Origin of the sequence: Peptococcus simiae (assembly GCF_046569735.1) — a bacterium.
Taxonomy (GTDB): domain Bacteria; phylum Bacillota; class Peptococcia; order Peptococcales; family Peptococcaceae; genus Peptococcus; species Peptococcus simiae_A.
The window spans coordinates 66,338-83,671 of record NZ_JBKICG010000007.1; the positions used below are offsets into that span (position 1 = coordinate 66,338).

Below are 17,334 nucleotides of genomic sequence, written 5' to 3' on the forward strand. Positions count from 1 at the left end.
CTTTACCCAAAATACCGGTCCACTAAGGCCTGCAATTGGCCCGTCTTGGCCGCTTCAGCAGCGTCAGCCTGGACAAAGTTCCCGGTCCTTGCCTTGAGCCCTTCATCAAAGCCCAAAATATAATTGGTCGCAATCAGGTAGATGATCCGGGTCGGGGCCATCCCGTAGACCTGCTTTTCCAGGATATGGCGGATCCGGTCACCCTCATCCGGGAAGGCCGCCTTGAGCCCTTCCGACCGGAAGAGCCGCTTGACAATTTCCGTAATATAGAGGCCCGACTTCATATACAAGTCCGCAAAGGTCTTGGTCGGGTCATCAAAGCAGCCCGGGTTTTCCGCCTCCAGGGCGTCCACCATCTTGGCCACCACCCAGCGGGGCGTAAAGATCTGGTTGGTCTTTTGCGGCGGAATGTAGTCAAAGATATCCTCTTCCAGGTCCTCATCAAAGTAATTGGCCAGCTCGGCCTTCTTCTCTAAAAAGGCCCGGATGCTGTCATTAAAGACCGTTTCATCAAAGAGCTGGCCGGCAAAGGTTTCCTCGCGGCCGGTTTCCGGATCAATGTAGCTGCCCCCATCCCGTAAAAAACGGAAGTCTGCCTCGCTGATCCCGGTCACCTCCTGGAAGACATCATCCTCAGTATAGTCATCAAAATTTTGCAGGGTCAGGTCCTGGTCCCCATAGGCCATGACAAAGCTGGGAATGGTCCGGGAAAAGCCCCGCAGGTGGGCCCGGACCGAGTCTTCAACGGATTTTTTCTCCGCCTCGGCCACCAGTTCTTCCTGCTTTTGCACCAGCTCAGCAGGCTTCTTTTGGATAATCTCCTCTACTACCTTTTCCGTCGCCGCCTGGACATGCTTCAGGGCCTCTGCCAGGTCGGCCCGGTAGCTTTTTTCCGCTGCAGCCATGGCTTCCGGCGTTTCAGCCGCCGCCTGCTCTTGCTTATACTTGGTCTGGGCCAGCTTGGTCTGGTACTTGTAGTCCTCCTGCAAGCGGTTAAAGGACCGGTCAATTTCCTTTTCCGTATCCTTAATGAGCCGGTTTTCAGCCTTCTTGGTCATTTGGTAGGCCTCTGCGGTCGGGGTCACCAGCTTGGTCTTAACCTGGTCTTTTACCGCTGTCGCCAGGTTGGCCATGGATTGGCCCAGGCCATAGGCCGCCCCCTTTTCTTGGACACTGACCTGACTGACCGCCTCGGCCAGGTCTTCCTGGAGGGTCTCGTAGACCTTAGGCCCGAAGATGTCCCCGGCCTTCCCGATGACCCGCTCTTGGGGAATGGACACTTCCCCACGCTCATCTACCGGCACCTCATCAATATGGTCCAGGTGGCCGGCATCCCGCTTTTTCAGGTCCTCATGGGCCGGGTCTATTTTTTCAACAATCTCACGGACAACCCCCGGGGCCCCGAAGATATGCCCGATATTTTGAAAGAGGAAGTTGGACATAAAGCCCCGGCGGACCACCTCTTGGCTCTTCAGCCGGCGGGGGATAGAGAGGACTTCGGCCGCATCCAGGGCCACCATTTTTCCTTCCCTGTCCTCCCCGATCACCGGGAAAAAGTTCAGCAGCCGCCGGATATTGGCCTTCCGGTCCTCGCCGGTCCCCTTGCCCCCGGCGGTATCCGGCGACAGGTTATTGGCAAATTCATCAAAGATAATCAGGGTCCGGGCCGGGTCAAAGTCAAAGACATAGGCCCGCTCCTTCCGGAATTTTTCCCCATCCCGGCTCATCATACAGGGGTTTTGCACCCGGAAGGCGGCCTGCATATAGGAGGCCGGGCTCTGCAGGTTGCAGAGCATGAGGATCCCGCTCCATTCCGGAATGGTCACCCCTACCGTCAACTGGCCCACACTGAGGGTGATGGTCTTGTCATGGTCCCGGATGGCCTTCTTGACCCGGTCATAGGCCTTTTCTGTGGCCTCATCATCATCCAGCTTGCCATCGCCGGCAGCCAGGACCACTTCATAATCAGCAAAGACCGGGTCTTCCTTTAAGAGCTTGGCCAGGGCCTTGGCCGAGGCCACCCGGTTTAAGAGCCAGAGGGTATGGCTCAGTTCTGCCCGGAGGGCCGGGGTGGAGTAGGGGTATTTTTCATTGGTCACCAGGCTGGCCAGGAATTTTTTGACCTCATCTTCATGGATAAAGCGGCCGGCCGCATTGGTTGCAAAAAATTCATTCAGGTCAAAGGCATAGCCGGTCCGGTCCTCATCCTCATCAGCCAACTGGGCCCCTTGGACCAGCCGGTCCGTCACCATGGGCCCCAACTGGTAGGTAAACATTTCCAGCTGGGGCAAGTTGGCATAGGGGTTCCTATTATCCCCTGCCCAGTCGGCCTTGGCGGCCTGTTCATCTGCATAAGACCAGTTATAAATCTGCTCATCTGTAAACTGGTCCCCCGCCAGGGCCTTAAAGGGGGTCCCGGACAGGTAGAGGGTGTACTTCCGCTTGATTTGCTCAAAGGCCCGGTCTGTCCGCCAGGTATCCACCCCTTCATGGGCCTCATCGACAATGAGGAGGTCAAAGTCCAGGTCATGGATCCACTTGAGCTTATCAAATTCGCCCCCAAAATAGACCGACCCCTTGAGCCCCTGGAGGGACTCAAAGGCCACCATCCCCGGGGCCTCATCGGCCTGCAAGAGCCGGGCTTGGTAGTCTTTCCGGGTCAAGACCCCGGGCTTATCGGCCAGGGCCTCCGTATCCGATACAAAGACCAGGTCCGCCTGCCAGGCGATGAACTTATTAAAGTCCTCTGCCCAGGAATTGGCAATGCTGGGCCGGTTGGTCACCACCAGGACCTTTTCCAGGCCCATCCGGCAGACTAAGTCATAGGCCGAGAGGGTCTTGCCAAAGCGGGGCTTGGCATTCCATAAAAAAGCCTGCCCGCCCCCTTCAAAATAAGCCTGGGTCCGGGCCACTGCCCTTTCCTGCTCGGCCCGGAGGACATAGCTGGCCTTCTCCTTGGCGGCCAGGGGCTTCCGGTCGGCAAAATCATAAAAGAGACCCCGCAAGGCTGGCCCCTCTGCCTGAAACCACTCCGTCCCCGGTTCCCGGGGAATCGCCGCCTTTTCCAGGTAGGCATGGAAGTCATGGTCGGTAAAGGCCTCGCCGGACCCGTCCTTGTAAATAGCATTGTCCTGCCAGGCCAGCTCCCAGCGGATGCCTGCCGTCTGGGTCTGCTGCTTAATCCGGTCCGCCACCGCCTGCCGCTCGGTATAGCCCACCTTGGTCCAGCCCTCATGGTAGGGAATGCCCGGGGTGGTATAGGCATAAATCATAGGGACGACCCGCTTAAAACTTTGGATATTGACCGCCACCTAGACCATCTCCTTTACATGGCTTTCAATAAAGGCCACCTCTTCTTCAGAGAGCCCATACTTAGCATAGAGCTGGCGGTCAATATCCGCCACCGACCGGGACCAGTCGATATCTGATTGAAGGGTGAAGTCTTGGAGGGGGACGTATTTCCAAACTGACGGCGGACAATGCTGGGTAACTTTTTTTACGCCTAATAAAGCTCTGAAAAATTTTGTAGCCATATATCTTTGTAGTTTCTGGGCTTCTGCCTTTGTGCTAAATATTCCTATACTTATAAAAGTATCAGTAGCTCCCTCTTGCGGGGAAAGGATTTCACTTGGTGCGAGTTTTTCCCCAAACTTACCACTTCCATTTGCCTCAGGAGAAGCAATATTATAGCCTTCAATAAAATCGTTTTGTTGAATATAAACTTTTTTTAATTTACGTTTTGTGCGTCTACCATCAACTCTACAAAGTATATTAACGATATCATCTTGCATATCTGCATCTTGAGCAATATTTGCTTCTGGTATTTTTTCAAAGAAATTCGAAACAAGCATATTGCCTGTGCCTTTACCTAACTTATCTTTGGAACTTGGAAAATCTTCAAAAAATTTTGGTGAAAGTCTATAGTTCCCCCTTGAAGCTACAATCATATCTAAAAAAGTCACCTGTGGATGCTTTAATATTTTTTGTAAAATACCATTCATCTCAACATAGGGACTAAATACTTCCACTGCATCATACTCTTTTGAATTGTCCCTTATAGATATCGCTACCCCACCTTTGATATCAGTTCCAGGGAAGACTTTACTTGCATCTGATTCATAGTGAACGATTTTAAAATGTGGATCTTTAAGCATTTTTTCGTTCCACTTCTTGGGTGTTTGACCAGCATTAAATAAAAAACGAGCTGGTGTAATTAATGTCACAACATCCGCTATATCAAAAGATTCTTCCATAAAATTATGGTATATAGGGTTTGGTCTATCACCTTTATTTTTAATAGTTTCCTGATAAGGCGGATTGCCAATAATAAAGTCAAATTTCATTGTCTTCCCCCCTTGGGTGAGGTCTTGGTAGTTGAGGCTGTGGTCGGCTGACCAGTTGTAGATCCGGCAGGTTTCCGGTGGGCCGGCCGGGTCGGTGGCCGGGGTCTCAAATAAGGAAAAGAGGTCTATCTGCCGGTCGGCCTGGCTGTCTTGGGCGAAGGGGAGGCCGCCGGTGAGGCCGTCCATTTGCCAGATGTTCCAGCTGATGATATTGATGATTTTCCGGTACTCTTGGCCAGTGGGCTGGCGGCCCCAGCGGGCCTTGAGGACGTCTTCCAGGGTCATGAGGAGGTTCAGCCGGGCAATGAGGAGGTTGTCACCCTGGAATTCATAGCCGTAGGTGGCTTGAAAGGCCCGGCAGGCCCAGGTAAACCAGTCTTTTTCATTGTCTGTAAAGAGGCTGACCAGGCGGAGCTTCCGGTCCAGGAGGCCCTGGCGGTCGGCCAGGGGGATGACTTCCCCGCTGGCGGCGTCATACCGCTGGACCAGGAAGGGGGCTTCGCCGCAGGTGATTTCCAGCCGGCGGGCCTTGATGTAGGCCTGCCAGGCATGGTCCGGGGCAAAGAAGGCCTTGAGGCCGGCGTCATCGCCTAGGAAGGGGTCCCGGCCCAGGATTTCCCGGTCGCCGGCGCTGACCATCTTCTGGCAAACCCAGAGGGGGGTAAAAACCTCCGCGTGCTTCCGGGTCCGCTCAGACTGGTGCTCCATGGCCTTCCGGGCTCGGTTTTTGATGACGTCTGACTGGTCCCCGGTAATGAGCCGGGCTTCTATGGCCCGGTCTCGGCTATAGTCCGGCCCTCGGTCCCGGTAGGCATCTGTGGCCCAGATGATATTGGCCTTGCTGGTCTTATCTACCAGGAGCCCCTTGAGCCAACCGGCCAAGTGGAGCCGTAAAAGTTCATCCTGAATACCAACGAGCAAGCCGGTCCCTCCTTCCCTTTGCCTTTCGGCATCAAATAAGTGCCTTTTCTATAAATATAAAGATACCAAATCCAGGCCCCTTTTCCAATAGAGAATCCCTTAACCGGGCCCTTGGGCATCCAAAAATAGCCCTATAAGAGAAAATCGAGCAAGTCCCTGACTTGCTCGATGAAGGCCCCGGTCCGGATGGCCCCGGAGTAAAAGCGGCTGGCAACGTCCAAGCTCCCGGCCAGGAAACAGCCTCTAGCCTAAAACCTGCCAATGGCCGGTCTTGGCCGTACCAATATAAGCAATCCGCCCAGCCGCAGTTAAACTGGCGATATCCCGCTTAACCGTCCTTACCGATACAGAAAACATTGCCGCCAATTCCTGCGAGGTCACTCGGGGCTCCTGCAACATCACTGCAAGCATTTGCTGCCGTCGGTCTACCGGTTTGAGCTTTTGGGTGTCACTTTGGGTGTCACTTTGGGTGTCACTTTGACCCTCATTTTCACTGCCAATATTTAAGTTTTGCAAAACGACTAAAAAATAGCTACCGGTCGATTGCCGGCACTTAGAGGGGCTTGGTCGGCTCCTTCTTGGCTAAGAAGCTCAGCTGGTCCTTGTAGTCCAGTTCGTAGTCGCAGCTGAAGCCGATGGGGGTCAATAGGGCGGTGAGGGTTTGGGGGTCGTAGACTTCAAAGCCCAGCATGTCGGCCCATTTTTTGATGGTTTCACTGTCCCGGTGGGCGGCTTCGTTACAGATTAAAAATTGGCCGCCATCGGCCAGGACCCGGTGGACTTCTTCAAAGCAGGCGGCGATGTCTTCCCAAAAGTAGATGGTTTCAAAGGCGGTGACGATGTCCATGGAGCCATCGGCAAAGGGGAGTTGGCGGACGTTGCCTTCTATGATCTGGCACCGGCCTGCCCGGATGGCCTTTTGGTTGAGTTGGCGGGAGGCGGCGACGCTGGTTGGGGAGTAGTCCAGGCCATAGACCCGGCTGGCCCGGGTCAGGAAGTATTGGACATTCCGGCCGCCGCCACAGCCCAGGTCTAAAAGGGCATGGTTCGGCTGGATGTCTAAAAAGGACCGCCCCCACCGGGCCAGGCTTTCGTGGTGGCGGTTCATCCGCTGCACCATGATCCGGCCCCCCAGGCCGGTGGGTTTGATGACGTTGGCAAAAAATCGTTTAAACATACAGGCCTCCTATCTTATTAAATTGCTTATAGCTAACTCTTTTCCCGCATTATACCACAAGGGGACCGGCTGTGGCGAAAAAAGTCGAGTCCTCCCGGTTTATCGACTGCCTAAGTTGATGTGCCGCTTCAGCTCAGAAGGCCCTCTGCCTGCCTTGGCTCTTTCATCAGTGACCAGCCCTTACCGGTTGATGTATTTTGTTGACCGGCCGGCACCGACTTGACTGATTTTTTGATGGTCTTGCAAATCTTTTAAGGCTCTTTCCACTGTTCTTTGGGATAGGTCCGGGCAGAGCATCATAATGTCTCTATTTATGATGAATATAAAGATGTAGCCAAATAAGGCATCACTCATTCTTATTTGTAAGGTAAAAGATAAAATAAGAAATATGATTAGAAGATTTTTTAAGTATAAATTGATATAATAAAACTATCAGTTGCCTTATGGTTGGCACTTGATTTTATTACAAGTACCCTAACCGCTTTTAAGATAAGAGGTCAAACTTATCATCAATTACCAATAACACAAAATATAATAATAAACGCCTTTATACATTATGTGATTTTATTCTTGATTAGTATTCCAGTGTTTAAAAGTAGAATGAAATTCATACATGGAGAGACTTATGAGTAAAGATATGGATAAAAATAAAGACGTAAATCATGATGAAAAAGAACTTCAAATTAGATTATCTGCTGCTGCTGAATACTTGACTTTTATTGCAGCTAACGGTGATGATCAAGAAGCTATCGAAATTAGATATGAAGATGACAATATTTGGCTAACTCAAAAGATGATGGCAGCACTATATGATGTAAGTGTTTCCGCAATAAATCAACATCTAAAAAAAGTATTTGACGATAACGAACTAGACGAAAATGCAGTTATTAAGAAATACTTAATAACTGCAAACGACGGAAAATCATATAATACAAAACACTATAACCTACAAGCAATTATTTCAGTAGGTTTTAAAGTAAATAACGAACGTGCCGTCCAATTTAGAAAGTGGGCAAACCAAATTGTAAAAGATTTTACAATTAAAGGTTGGGCAATGGATGATGAAAGACTCAAAAATTCTGGCACAAAACTTACCAAGGATTATTTCGAAAAATTACTTGTAAAAATTCGTGAAATTAGATTATCTGAGAGACGATTCTATCAAAAAATCACAGATATTTATGCTACATCTTTAGACTATGATCCATCTGCAAAAGCAACAAAAAGGTTTTTTGCAGCTATTCAAAATAAATTGCACTATGCCATTCATGGAAAAACTACAGCTGAATTAATTGTAGATAGAGCCAGTCACAAAACTAAAAATATGGGACTTACTACTTGGGAAGGCTCTCCAGATTCAAAAATTCATAAATATGATGTAGTTGTTGCAAAGAATTATCTAAACGAAGAAGAATTAAATCAAATGCAAAGAATTGTTTCATCATATTTAGACATGGCAGAGCTACAAGCAGAAAGACATATCCCGATGACAATGGCAGATTGGGAAAAAAGATTGAATGGATTTTTACAATTATAGGATAAAGAAATCTTAAACGATGCAGGAAAAGTATCTACAGCTCTTGCTAAAAAACACGCAGAGAGTGAGTTTGAAAAATATAGAATAATACAAGATAGACTCTACAAAAGTGATTTTGATAAATTCTTGGAACTAGAAGATGATACTAAAAAATTATAATAATATGCATATTTGGCTATGAAAAATCAATAATGGCGAGATTAATCTCGCCATTATTTTTATTTTGGCGTATGAATAGGATTGCTTTTGTAAGCGGCCTTGCGCAAAAACAAAAAACCGAGGCCGGGGGGACCGGTCTCGGTTGGTTATTTTAATAGAGTTTGGCGCCTGCAGGGATATGGGGGTCCAGCATGAGGAGCTGGAGTTTTTCTTCGCCCTCTTCGGTGTGGATGGCGGACAGGAGCATGCCGCAGGAATCAATCCCCATCATGGCCCGGGGCGGGAGGTTGGTAATGGCGATGCAGGTCTTGCCAACCAGGTCTTCCGGTTCATAGTAGGGGTGGATGCCGCTTAAGATGGTGCGGTCGGTGCCGGACCCGTCATCCATGGTAAACTGGAGGAGTTTTTTAGACTTGGGGACGGCGATGCAGTCTTTGACCTTGACGGCCCGGAAGTCGGACTTGGAGAAGGTTTCAAAGTCAACCATGTCCTCAAAGAGGGGTTCCACGACAACCTTGGAGAAGTCGATGGGGGCATCGGCTTGGGCAGCCGGGGCCTGGTGGTTTTTATTTTTACCACCGTCCAGGGGCTTCATGGTCGGGAAGAGGAGGACGTCACGGATGGAGTCGCTATCGGTGAGGAGCATGACCATCCGGTCAATGCCGACGCCCAGGCCGCCGGTCGGGGGCAGGCCGTATTCCAGGGCGTTGATGAAGTCCTCATCCATGGGGTGGGCCTCGTCATCGCCGGCGGACTTGGCCTTGACCTGCTCTTCAAACCGGTGCCGCTGGTCAACAGGGTCGTTGGTTTCGGAGAAGGCGTTGGCGTGTTCTCGGCCGACAATGAAGAGCTCAAAGCGGTCGGTCATCCGGGGGTTATCCGGGTTGCGCCGGGCCAGGGGGCTGATTTCAACCGGGTATTCGGTGATGAAGGTCGGCTGGATCAGGGTCTTTTCGACGAAGAGGTCAAAGAGTTCTTCCAGGGCATGGCCCCGGTCGGTGCACTTGTCGGCTTCGGCGCCCTTTTCGATGGCGGCGGCGATGAAGGCGGCGTCATCCATGTCGGCATGGTAGTCCAGGCCGCAGGCGTCTTTGACGGCTTGGGCCATGGGCAGGCGGGGCCAGGGGCCGGCCAGGTGGACCTCGTGGCCGTCACAGCTGATATCTGTGCTGCCGAGGACGTCTTCAGCGACATGGATGAAGAGGCCTTCGGTGATATCCATCATGGTGTTGACGTCCCCATAGGCCTGGTAGAGTTCCATCAGGGTGAATTCCGGGTTATGGCTGGTATCGATGCCTTCGTTCCGGAAGACCCGACCAATTTCGTAGACCCGTTCCAGGCCGCCGACAATGAGCCGTTTCAGGTGTAATTCCAGGGCAATCCGGAGGTAGAGGTCGATATCCAGGGCATTGTGGTGGGTGATGAAGGGGCGGGCATTGGCGCCGCCGGCAATTTGGTGCAGGATGGGGGTTTCCACTTCCAAAAAGCCCAGGTTATCCAGGTAGTGCCGGACAGACTGGATGATCTTGGTCCGTTTGACGAAGGTATCCCGGACGTCCGGATTCATGATGAGGTCGACATAGCGCTGGCGGTAGCGTAATTCGACATCGGTCAGGCCGTGGAATTTTTCCGGCAGGGGCCGCATGGCCTTGGACAGGTGGGTCAGCTTGGTGACCCGGATGGAGAGTTCTCCCCGGTCGGTAATGAAAAGAGGGCCTTCGACGCCGATGATATCGCCGACGTCTGCCTTTTTAAAGATCCAGTGGTTGTCTTCACCAAGGACATCCTGCCGGCAGTAGATTTGGATATTGCCGGACAGGTCAGCCACATTGGCGAAGCCGGCCTTGCCCTGGCCCCGTTTGGCCATGATCCGGCCGGCGATTTTGACCGGTTCTTCGCTTGCTAAAAGGCTTTCCTGGGCTGCTAAGATATCTTTCACATGGTGGGTGACGTCAAAGCGGTGGCCGAAGGGGTCAATGCCGCGGTCGCGTAAGGCGGCCATTTTTTCCAACCGGACGTTCATGATTTGTTTGAGTCCGCCGAGATTTTCTTTAGCCATGGCTCCTCCTATTCGTTTTGTATAGAAATAACCCGATAGATGATATCGCCCACCGGGGCGGCGACGGTGATTTCATCACCAACCACATGGCCTAAGAGGGCCTGGCCCAGGGGGGATTCATTGGAGATCCGGTTTTGCATGGGGTCTGCTTCAATGGTCCCTACAATCCGGTACTCTTCCTCTTCTTCCAGTTCTACGTCCTCTACCCGGACCTTAGAACCGACGTTGATTTTATCTTTATCGTCTTCGCTCTTACTGATGAGTTCGTAATTGCGTAACAGACTTTCTACTTTTTTAATCCGACCTTCAATAAAGGCTTGCTCATTTTTTGCATCGTCATATTCGGAGTTTTCGCTGAGGTCCCCAAAATCGATTGCTACCTTTAAACGATCGGATACTTCTTTCCGGCGAACCGTCTTCAAGTGTTCCAGCTCGGCCTTTAATTCATCTAATCCTTCTTGGGTGAGTAAGGTCTTATCTGCCATCTGTGTCGATGCCTCCTGCCAAACAATTTCTAGTCATAAAGAAGGCCGTGACGATGTCACGACCGGTCATCAATTTTATAAGTATATACGTCCGGCCCCTGTTTGTCAAGCGGGCCAGGGGCTAATCGGCAGAGGCTGGCGGGGCGGCCAGGAGGTCTTCCAGCCGGTCTTCTTCCATACCAGAAAAATCGGGCCGGTGGATGTTTTCATAGGACCTTCCTTTGCCTTCGGGACCGCTGGCCTGGGGGCCTTGATGGAGGTTATTTACCCTTACTTTACCATAAGATGATAGGGCCTGTACATAAGCCCGCCCCCTCCTCCTCTTCCATCCCCAGGGGCCACCGGCTTGGCCGCAAGGAGTTCAGAACGGTTATTCGGCGAATGAACGTTTGATTTTTACGGTTTTTTCTAGTATACTGTTGACAATTAGATGATCGATGTCTCCCCCGCAGGAAAGGAGCCTCGTATGCAGGTGAAAACGGCTTTAAGCGCCCGGCAGGTGCGCATTTTAGACTTTATTATTGCTGAAGTGGAAGAAAAGGGTTACCCGCCCTCGGTACGGGAAATTGGCGAGGCCGTTGAGCTCAAGAGTTCGTCAACGGTCCACAACCACTTAAACCAGCTGGAAAAGAAGGGCTATATCCACCGGGACCCGACCAAGCCCCGGGCCATTATGATCCTAAAAAACACCGATGAAAGCGACTACCAGCCCTACATCAGTGACAACAATGAGGTCTTTGAGGAAATGGTGGGCCTGCCGGTCTACGGGACCGTCGCTGCCGGTGCCCCCATCTTCGCTGACGAAAACCTGGAAGACCGGATTTCTATGCCCATGCGCTTTGTCCGAGACGAAGGGGCCTTTATGTTGCGTATTCGTGGGGAGTCGATGATTGAAGTGGGGATTATGGACGGGGACTATATCATTGTAGCCCCCCAGCCCACCGCCCAAAATGGCGATATCATCGTTGCCCTCATCGGCGACGAAGCCACCTGTAAGACCTTCTACCGGGAAAAGAACCGGGTCCGGCTCCAACCGGAAAACCGGGACATGGAACCGATTTATGCTGAAAACCCCATGGTGATCGGTAAGGTCATTGGCTGCTACCGAGACATGCACCGATAAAGACATTAAAGAAGCCGCCCCGACGAGTGCCGGGGCGGCTTCTTTAATGGTGGCCGGCCCCCAACACCGCCAGGCTTTCCGCCGGGGACAGAAACAGCCCGCCTCTCTAAGGAGACGGGCTGTTTGCCGGACCAGGTAAGGCCCGGGACGAGGGCCGGGTGGCAGGCTATTGGATCAGGGCCTGACCCCGGTCATAAGCTTCCATATTCACGTCAACGAATTTTTCCTTGACGGTTTCGGCAATAATCTTCTTCCAGTCAATATCCGGCAGGTCAATGAGTTTGGCTAAGGCGCCGAACAAAATAACATTGGCCACTTTAGGGTTCCCCAGTTCTTCAGCAATATCTGAAGCCTGGATGACAAGGGTATCCTTCACCAGGCCCTGGAGGACTTCAATGGTATCTTCCGGGTAGGTGATTTTACCGGATTGGACCGGGGCAGAGGGCAGACCTTCATCGTTAACGATGAGCTCTCCGCCTTCCTTGAGGAGGCTCATATAACGGAGGGCTTCCTGCTTTTCAAAGGCAACCATGATATCGGCTTCCCCTTGGCCGATGATGGGGGAGTAAACCTTATCCCCATACCGGACCTGGGTGGATACGGTCCCACCCCGCTGGGCCATACCATGGATTTCACTCATTTTTACATCATAGCCGGCATTCACGAGGCCTTTGACCAGAATGTTGGACAGGAAGACTGTCCCCTGACCGCCGATACCGACCAACAGAACGGATGTCACACTCATTTTTTCTGCGTCTCCTTTCCGAGGCAAGGTTCACCAACGGCGTGGATGGCCTTAACCGGGCATACTTGCGAGCACAAACTGCAACCGAGGCATTGATTTTGGTCAATGGAGCTCTTCTTAATATCTGTCTGGAAGATAATGGCCGGGCAGCCAGTCCGGGTGCACTTCTTACAACCGATGCAGACGTCTTGGTTGACGGTAAAGCGGCGGTCTAAGGGACCGAATTCTTCCAGGTCTGCTTCTGTGTACTTCTTCAGGGCGCAAGGGTAGCGGCTAATGATGACGCAGGGCTCACTCAGGTCAAAGGCCCAGTCTAAGGCCGCATTGGTGGCTTCCTGGTCATGGGGGTTAATGGTGCGGATTTGTTCGCAACCAAAGGCCCGGGCCACGTCTTCCACGCTGACCATGTGGCTCACTTCACCTTGGGCGGTAAAACCGGACCCGGGGTTTTCCTGGTGGCCGGTCATGGCCGTAATCCGGTTATCCAGGACTACGGTAATGAGGTTGGACCCGTTGTAAAGGGAGTTTTCCAGCCCGTTCATCCCGGTGGCGAAGAAGGTACTATCGCCCATAACGGCGACAACCCGTTTCTTTTCGCCGGATTGGGCCAGGACCTTGGCGACCCCGTGGCCGACAGCGGTAGCGCTCCCCATGCAAATCCCGCTATCTAAGCAGAAGAGGGGCTCGTAACCACCAAGGGTGTAGCAGCCGATGTCATTGGAAATATAGCAGTCTTTCCGCTTGCCTAGGGCATAGAAGAAAGACCGGTGGGGACAACCGGCACACATGGTCGGCGGGCGGGGGATGAGGTCTTTCGGGTCAATTTGCACCCCTTTATGCTCTTGGCCCAGGAGGGCTTTGGCGATGATCCCGGGGTTTAATTCGTCAACGGCCGGAATGACTTCCTTACCGATGCATTCAATACCGGCCGCCTTGATTTGCTCTTCCATGTAGGGGTCCAGTTCTTCCACAACATAGAGTTTTTTGACGGTCCCGGCAAATGCGCGGATTTTTTCAATGGGCAGGGGGCAGGTAAAGCCTAATTTCAAAATATTGGCCTTGTCACCAAAGACTTCTTTTACATAATTGTAGGCGGCCCCACTGGTGACAATCCCGATTTCCGACCCGTTGTCTTCAACAAAGTTGAAGGGGGACTTTTCGGCAGCAGCCAGCATCTCGCCCTGGCGGGCATCTAAAAGCCGACGGTTGGGCTTGGAAGATGACGGTGCAGAGCCGAAGTGTTTCATATTGGTTGCCCGGTCCCACATAGGTTTAATGGCAACTTCCTTCCGGTCCCGGGTTTCGACTAGGCTCTTTGCGTGAGAAATCCGGGTCGTGGACCGGACCATGACAATGGTATTCAATTCTTCGGAAAGCTCATAGGCTTCACGAATCATGTCGTAGCATTCTTGGCTATCAGACGGTTCCAGCATGGCCACTTTACCAAATTTAGCAAAGTTCCGGTTGTCCTGCTCATTCTGGGAGGAATGTTGGCCTGGGTCATCAGCTGATACAAAGGCAAAACCGCCATGAACCCCCATGTAAGCATAGGTCATAAAGGGGTCTGCAGCGACGTTTAAACCAACGTGTTTCATACTGGCAAAAGCGCGGCCACCGGCAATAGAAGCGCCAATGGCACTTTCCATAGCTACTTTTTCATTTGGTGCCCATTCAGCGACAAGACGGTCATCTAAAGCGATGTTTTTTAAAATTTCACTAGATGGCGTCCCCGGATAGGCGGAAGCAAAGTGAACGCCGGCATCTATAACACCACGCGCCAATGCTTCGTTACCGGTCAGCAATTCTTTCATAATGGATGTCATCCTCTCCTATCACTTCTCCATAACAGCGGCACATTGCTTACTTCTATACTACCACACTTTGGCTTTTTTTCAACACTTTTTTATTTTATTTTTATTTTTCAACAGAATTATATATTGTTGAAGGAAAAGTCCCCCAGCCAGGCGTCTGGCCGCCAGCCAAGCCAAGGGCCTTTGTCGGAAATATTGCACTATTCCGTCTCTGTCCCTTGTCTATATTTCAACGACATGCTATAATAATTTTAACTATTGTTGAATTATAATAAGTGATTGGAGGACTATCTATGAATTTTGTGCCGGAAAAGGATGTCTTCGCCTTAATCAATCAAATAGCTGAAGCGATTGCTCTAACTTTCGGCAAGGACTGCGAAGTCTGTGTATCAGACTTGGATACGCCGGAAAAGGCCGTATTATACATATATAACGGCCATGTATCTGGGCGAAAGGTTGGTTCTCCACTAATTGAAGAGGCGGAAGCCAGGGTCAAAAACACCGATGAAAACGTTTATTTAAATTATAAAAAACAAATCAAGAAAAATGGCCCCTCCCTTAAATCATCAACAATCGTAAAAAAAATAGGCGATCGGAATATCGCCTTCTGCATTAATTACGACTGTAGTCAAATTGAAGCCATCCAGTACACCCTGATGAATTTTTTACAAACCTCTACCGACCAGGAGGACATGGATATTTTAGGGATTAATACCCCCTCTGCCCTGGTTCCGATTATCCAGGCCAGCATCCAAGCCGTGAATAAACCCGTCCAGGACTTTAAAAAGGTCGACCGGCTCAATGTCGTCCGCAACCTGGACCAGCGGGGCATCCTAAAAATCCAAAACAGCGTCCGGCTCATCGCAGAGGCTCTAGGGGTCTCCCGATACAGTATTTACAACTATATTAAAGAGGTCCGCGGCGAAAACAGCTAGTCCCAGGGGCCCATAGCCATGACTGCCGCTGGCCGTCCAAAAAGGTTAGACCAGAATGAGGAGAGGCAATCGACAGCTTCCTGTAAATACGCTTAGCAGCCAAAACTTCTAACAAAAGCTCTAGTATCTCTCAGTTGTAGGCATAGAGAAATGATAACAAAAAAAGCACAAGCCCCAGCTCAAGAAATGAGGAGGGGCTTGTGCTTTTTGGGGCTATTTTACAGCAGCCTCTAAATGCTAAAACTTATTTGTCAATTTTAGATACAACGCCGGCACCTACGGTGTGGCCACCTTCGCGGATAGCGAAACGGAGACCTTCTTCCATAGCGATGGGGCTAATGAGTTCGACTGCCATTTTGACGTTGTCGCCAGGCATGACCATTTCGGTGCCTTCCGGCAGTTCGATGACGCCGGTGACGTCGGTGGTACGGAAGTAGAATTGGGGACGGTAACCGTCGAAGAAGGGTTTGTGACGGCCGCCTTCTTCTTTGGTCAGGACGTAGACTTCACATTCGAATTTGGTGTGGGGGGTGATGGTGCCGGGTTTGGCCAGAACTTGCCCACGTTCGATTTGGTCTTTGTCGATACCACGGAGGAGGGCGCCGATGTTGTCGCCGGCTTCTGCGTAGTCGAGTTGTTTACGGAACATTTCTACGCCGGTGCAGACGGTTTTCTTGGTTTCTTCGGTGATGCCGACGATTTCTAATTCGTCGCCGATTTTCAGTTCACCACGTTCTACACGACCGGTGGCGACGGTACCACGACCGGTGATGGAGAAGACGTCTTCGACGGGCATGAGGAAGGGTTTGTCTTTGTCACGTTCCGGGGTGGGGATGTAGTCGTCTACGGCTTGCATGAGTTCTTTGATGTTTTCTGCCCAGGGGCCGGTGGGGTCTTGGAGGGCTTGGTAGCCGCTGCCGCGAATGACGGGGATGTCGTCGCCGGGGAAGTCGTATTCGCTTAAGAGTTCGCGAATTTCCATTTCGACGAGTTCGAGCAGTTCTTCGTCGTCTACGAGGTCGCATTTGTTCATGAATACGACGATGTAGGGGACGCCTACCTGGCGGGCCAGGAGGATGTGCTCACGGGTTTGGGGCATGGGGCCGTCTGCTGCGGATACAACCAGGATGGCGCCGTCCATTTGGGCTGCGCCGGTGATCATGTTTTTAACATAGTCGGCGTGGCCCGGGCAGTCGACGTGGGCGTAGTGACGAGCGTCGGTTTCGTATTCAACGTGGGAGGTGTTGATGGTAATACCACGTTCACGTTCTTCCGGTGCCTTGTCGATTTCGTCGAATTTGTTGGCTTTGGCTTTACCTTCCTGGGCCAGGACTGCGGTGATGGCTGCAGTGGTGGTGGTTTTACCATGGTCAACGTGACCGATGGTACCAATGTTAACGTGCGGTTTTGTACGCTCAAATTTTTCTTTTGCCATGCATGTGCCTCCTAAAAGAGATTCAAATTTTTACAATAATGATTAGTTTCATTCTATAGCCTTATGCCCGTCTTGTCAATTATTCTAGCCGGTGGAAAAGGGCTAACTAGCCCTCTTTCGCCGCTTGAGACCGGTTATTGTACCGGTCTTCTATGATCCGCAAATAGGACTTAAGGTTATTTTGGATGTTTTCCACCCGGGTGATGCCACCGGTCATATCTTTACGCGGATCAAGACGGGCCAAGCGGTCTGCCATAATTTCTAGAGACTGGATGCAAAAGGCGGTGTTTACAAAGAGTTGGGCAAAGTCCGGTGCATCTTTGAGTGCACAAATCAATTGGTCCATCGCTTGACAGGCCTGGTCATGCAGAGGGCCAAACCCACTGAGTTCGCCGGCAAAGATAGACCTTTTTTGAAAGCGGTGGGCAAAAATATCCAGGTAGCCCCCTTGGAGGGTAGTCCGCAGGTAATGTAATAAATCCTCCAAGGCTTTATCGCATTCCTCACCATAAACCAGTGCTGTCATCAGATCTGTCATTCATCTCACCTCGATGAGTTTTGACCATTAGATTATTTTATCATATATATAATTATAGTCGATATA

13 protein-coding genes and 2 pseudogenes are annotated in these 17,334 nt (G+C 51.2%); 4 read left to right on the forward strand and 11 right to left on the reverse strand.

The features are described from left to right. Positions 1–2 precede the first annotated feature (2 nt). From ACLGL1_RS04395 to ACLGL1_RS04415, 5 genes are all read right to left on the reverse strand, one after another. Positions 3–3,311, reverse strand: a complete 3,309-nt coding sequence (locus tag ACLGL1_RS04395; protein WP_411007558.1) for a DEAD/DEAH box helicase family protein — start codon at positions 3,309–3,311, stop codon at positions 3–5. Then, positions 3,312–5,264 carry an Eco57I restriction-modification methylase domain-containing protein gene (locus ACLGL1_RS04400; protein WP_411007559.1) on the reverse strand — a complete coding sequence of 651 codons (1,953 nt, stop codon included), beginning with the start codon at positions 5,262–5,264 and terminating at the stop codon, positions 3,312–3,314. A gap of 243 nt (positions 5,265–5,507) precedes the next feature. Beyond that, a complete protein-coding gene (locus ACLGL1_RS04405) occupies positions 5,508–5,675 on the reverse strand; it encodes a helix-turn-helix domain-containing protein (protein WP_411007584.1) in 168 nt (55 codons plus the stop codon). Between the two features lie 142 nt (positions 5,676–5,817). Beyond that, the gene (locus tag ACLGL1_RS04410) at positions 5,818–6,441 is read right to left on the reverse strand and encodes a class I SAM-dependent methyltransferase (protein ID WP_411007560.1); all 624 of its coding nucleotides are present in this window, start codon (positions 6,439–6,441) and stop codon (positions 5,818–5,820) included. Between the two features lie 180 nt (positions 6,442–6,621). Further along, entirely contained in the window at positions 6,622–6,795 is a 174-nt protein-coding gene (locus ACLGL1_RS04415) for a hypothetical protein (protein WP_411007561.1), read from the reverse strand. A gap of 75 nt (positions 6,796–6,870) precedes the next feature. Between ACLGL1_RS04415 and ACLGL1_RS04420 the strand changes: the two are divergent. Next, positions 6,871–7,074: pseudogene (locus ACLGL1_RS04420) on the forward strand (hypothetical protein); the annotation flags it as partial. Further along, a pseudogene (locus tag ACLGL1_RS04425) lies at positions 7,067–8,137 on the forward strand (virulence RhuM family protein). The pseudogenes ACLGL1_RS04420 and ACLGL1_RS04425, both read left to right, overlap by 8 nt. Positions 8,138–8,288: 151 nt before the next feature. Here ACLGL1_RS04425 and lysS read toward each other — a convergent pair. Both lysS and greA read right to left on the reverse strand, forming a co-directional pair. Then, the gene (gene lysS / locus ACLGL1_RS04430; protein WP_411007562.1) at positions 8,289–10,196 is read right to left on the reverse strand and encodes a lysine--tRNA ligase; all 1,908 of its coding nucleotides are present in this window, start codon (positions 10,194–10,196) and stop codon (positions 8,289–8,291) included. A gap of 8 nt (positions 10,197–10,204) precedes the next feature. Further along, a complete protein-coding gene (greA, locus tag ACLGL1_RS04435; protein ID WP_408976649.1) occupies positions 10,205–10,681 on the reverse strand; it encodes a transcription elongation factor GreA in 477 nt (158 codons plus the stop codon). A 466-nt stretch (positions 10,682–11,147) separates the two neighbouring features. Here greA and lexA point away from each other — a divergent pair, with 466 nt between their 5' ends. Further along, positions 11,148–11,804 (forward strand): transcriptional repressor LexA, encoded by a 657-nt coding sequence (lexA, locus tag ACLGL1_RS04440; protein ID WP_411007563.1) that lies wholly within the window; start codon positions 11,148–11,150, stop codon positions 11,802–11,804. 166 nt (positions 11,805–11,970) lie between these two features. Here lexA and ACLGL1_RS04445 read toward each other — a convergent pair whose 3' ends face one another. Both ACLGL1_RS04445 and iorA read right to left on the reverse strand, forming a co-directional pair. Next, entirely contained in the window at positions 11,971–12,549 is a 579-nt protein-coding gene (locus ACLGL1_RS04445) for an indolepyruvate oxidoreductase subunit beta (protein ID WP_411007564.1), read from the reverse strand. After that, positions 12,546–14,360, reverse strand: coding sequence for an indolepyruvate ferredoxin oxidoreductase subunit alpha (gene iorA, locus ACLGL1_RS04450; protein ID WP_411007565.1), 1,815 nt, complete (start codon positions 14,358–14,360; stop codon positions 12,546–12,548). The genes ACLGL1_RS04445 and iorA overlap by 4 nt, the downstream gene beginning before the upstream one ends. 293 nt (positions 14,361–14,653) lie before the next feature. Here iorA and ACLGL1_RS04455 point away from each other — a divergent pair, with 293 nt between their 5' ends. Continuing rightward, entirely contained in the window at positions 14,654–15,295 is a 642-nt protein-coding gene (locus ACLGL1_RS04455) for a transcriptional regulator (protein ID WP_411007566.1), read from the forward strand. Between the two features lie 244 nt (positions 15,296–15,539). Here ACLGL1_RS04455 and tuf read toward each other — a convergent pair whose 3' ends face one another. Together tuf and ACLGL1_RS04465 are read right to left on the reverse strand one after the other, a co-directional pair. Next, entirely contained in the window at positions 15,540–16,730 is a 1,191-nt protein-coding gene (gene tuf / locus ACLGL1_RS04460) for an elongation factor Tu (RefSeq protein ID WP_411007533.1), read from the reverse strand. 106 nt (positions 16,731–16,836) lie between these two features. After that, on the reverse strand, positions 16,837–17,268 hold the full coding sequence (locus tag ACLGL1_RS04465; RefSeq protein ID WP_411007567.1) for a hypothetical protein: 432 nt from the start codon (positions 17,266–17,268) through the stop codon (positions 16,837–16,839). Positions 17,269–17,334 lie beyond the last annotated feature (66 nt).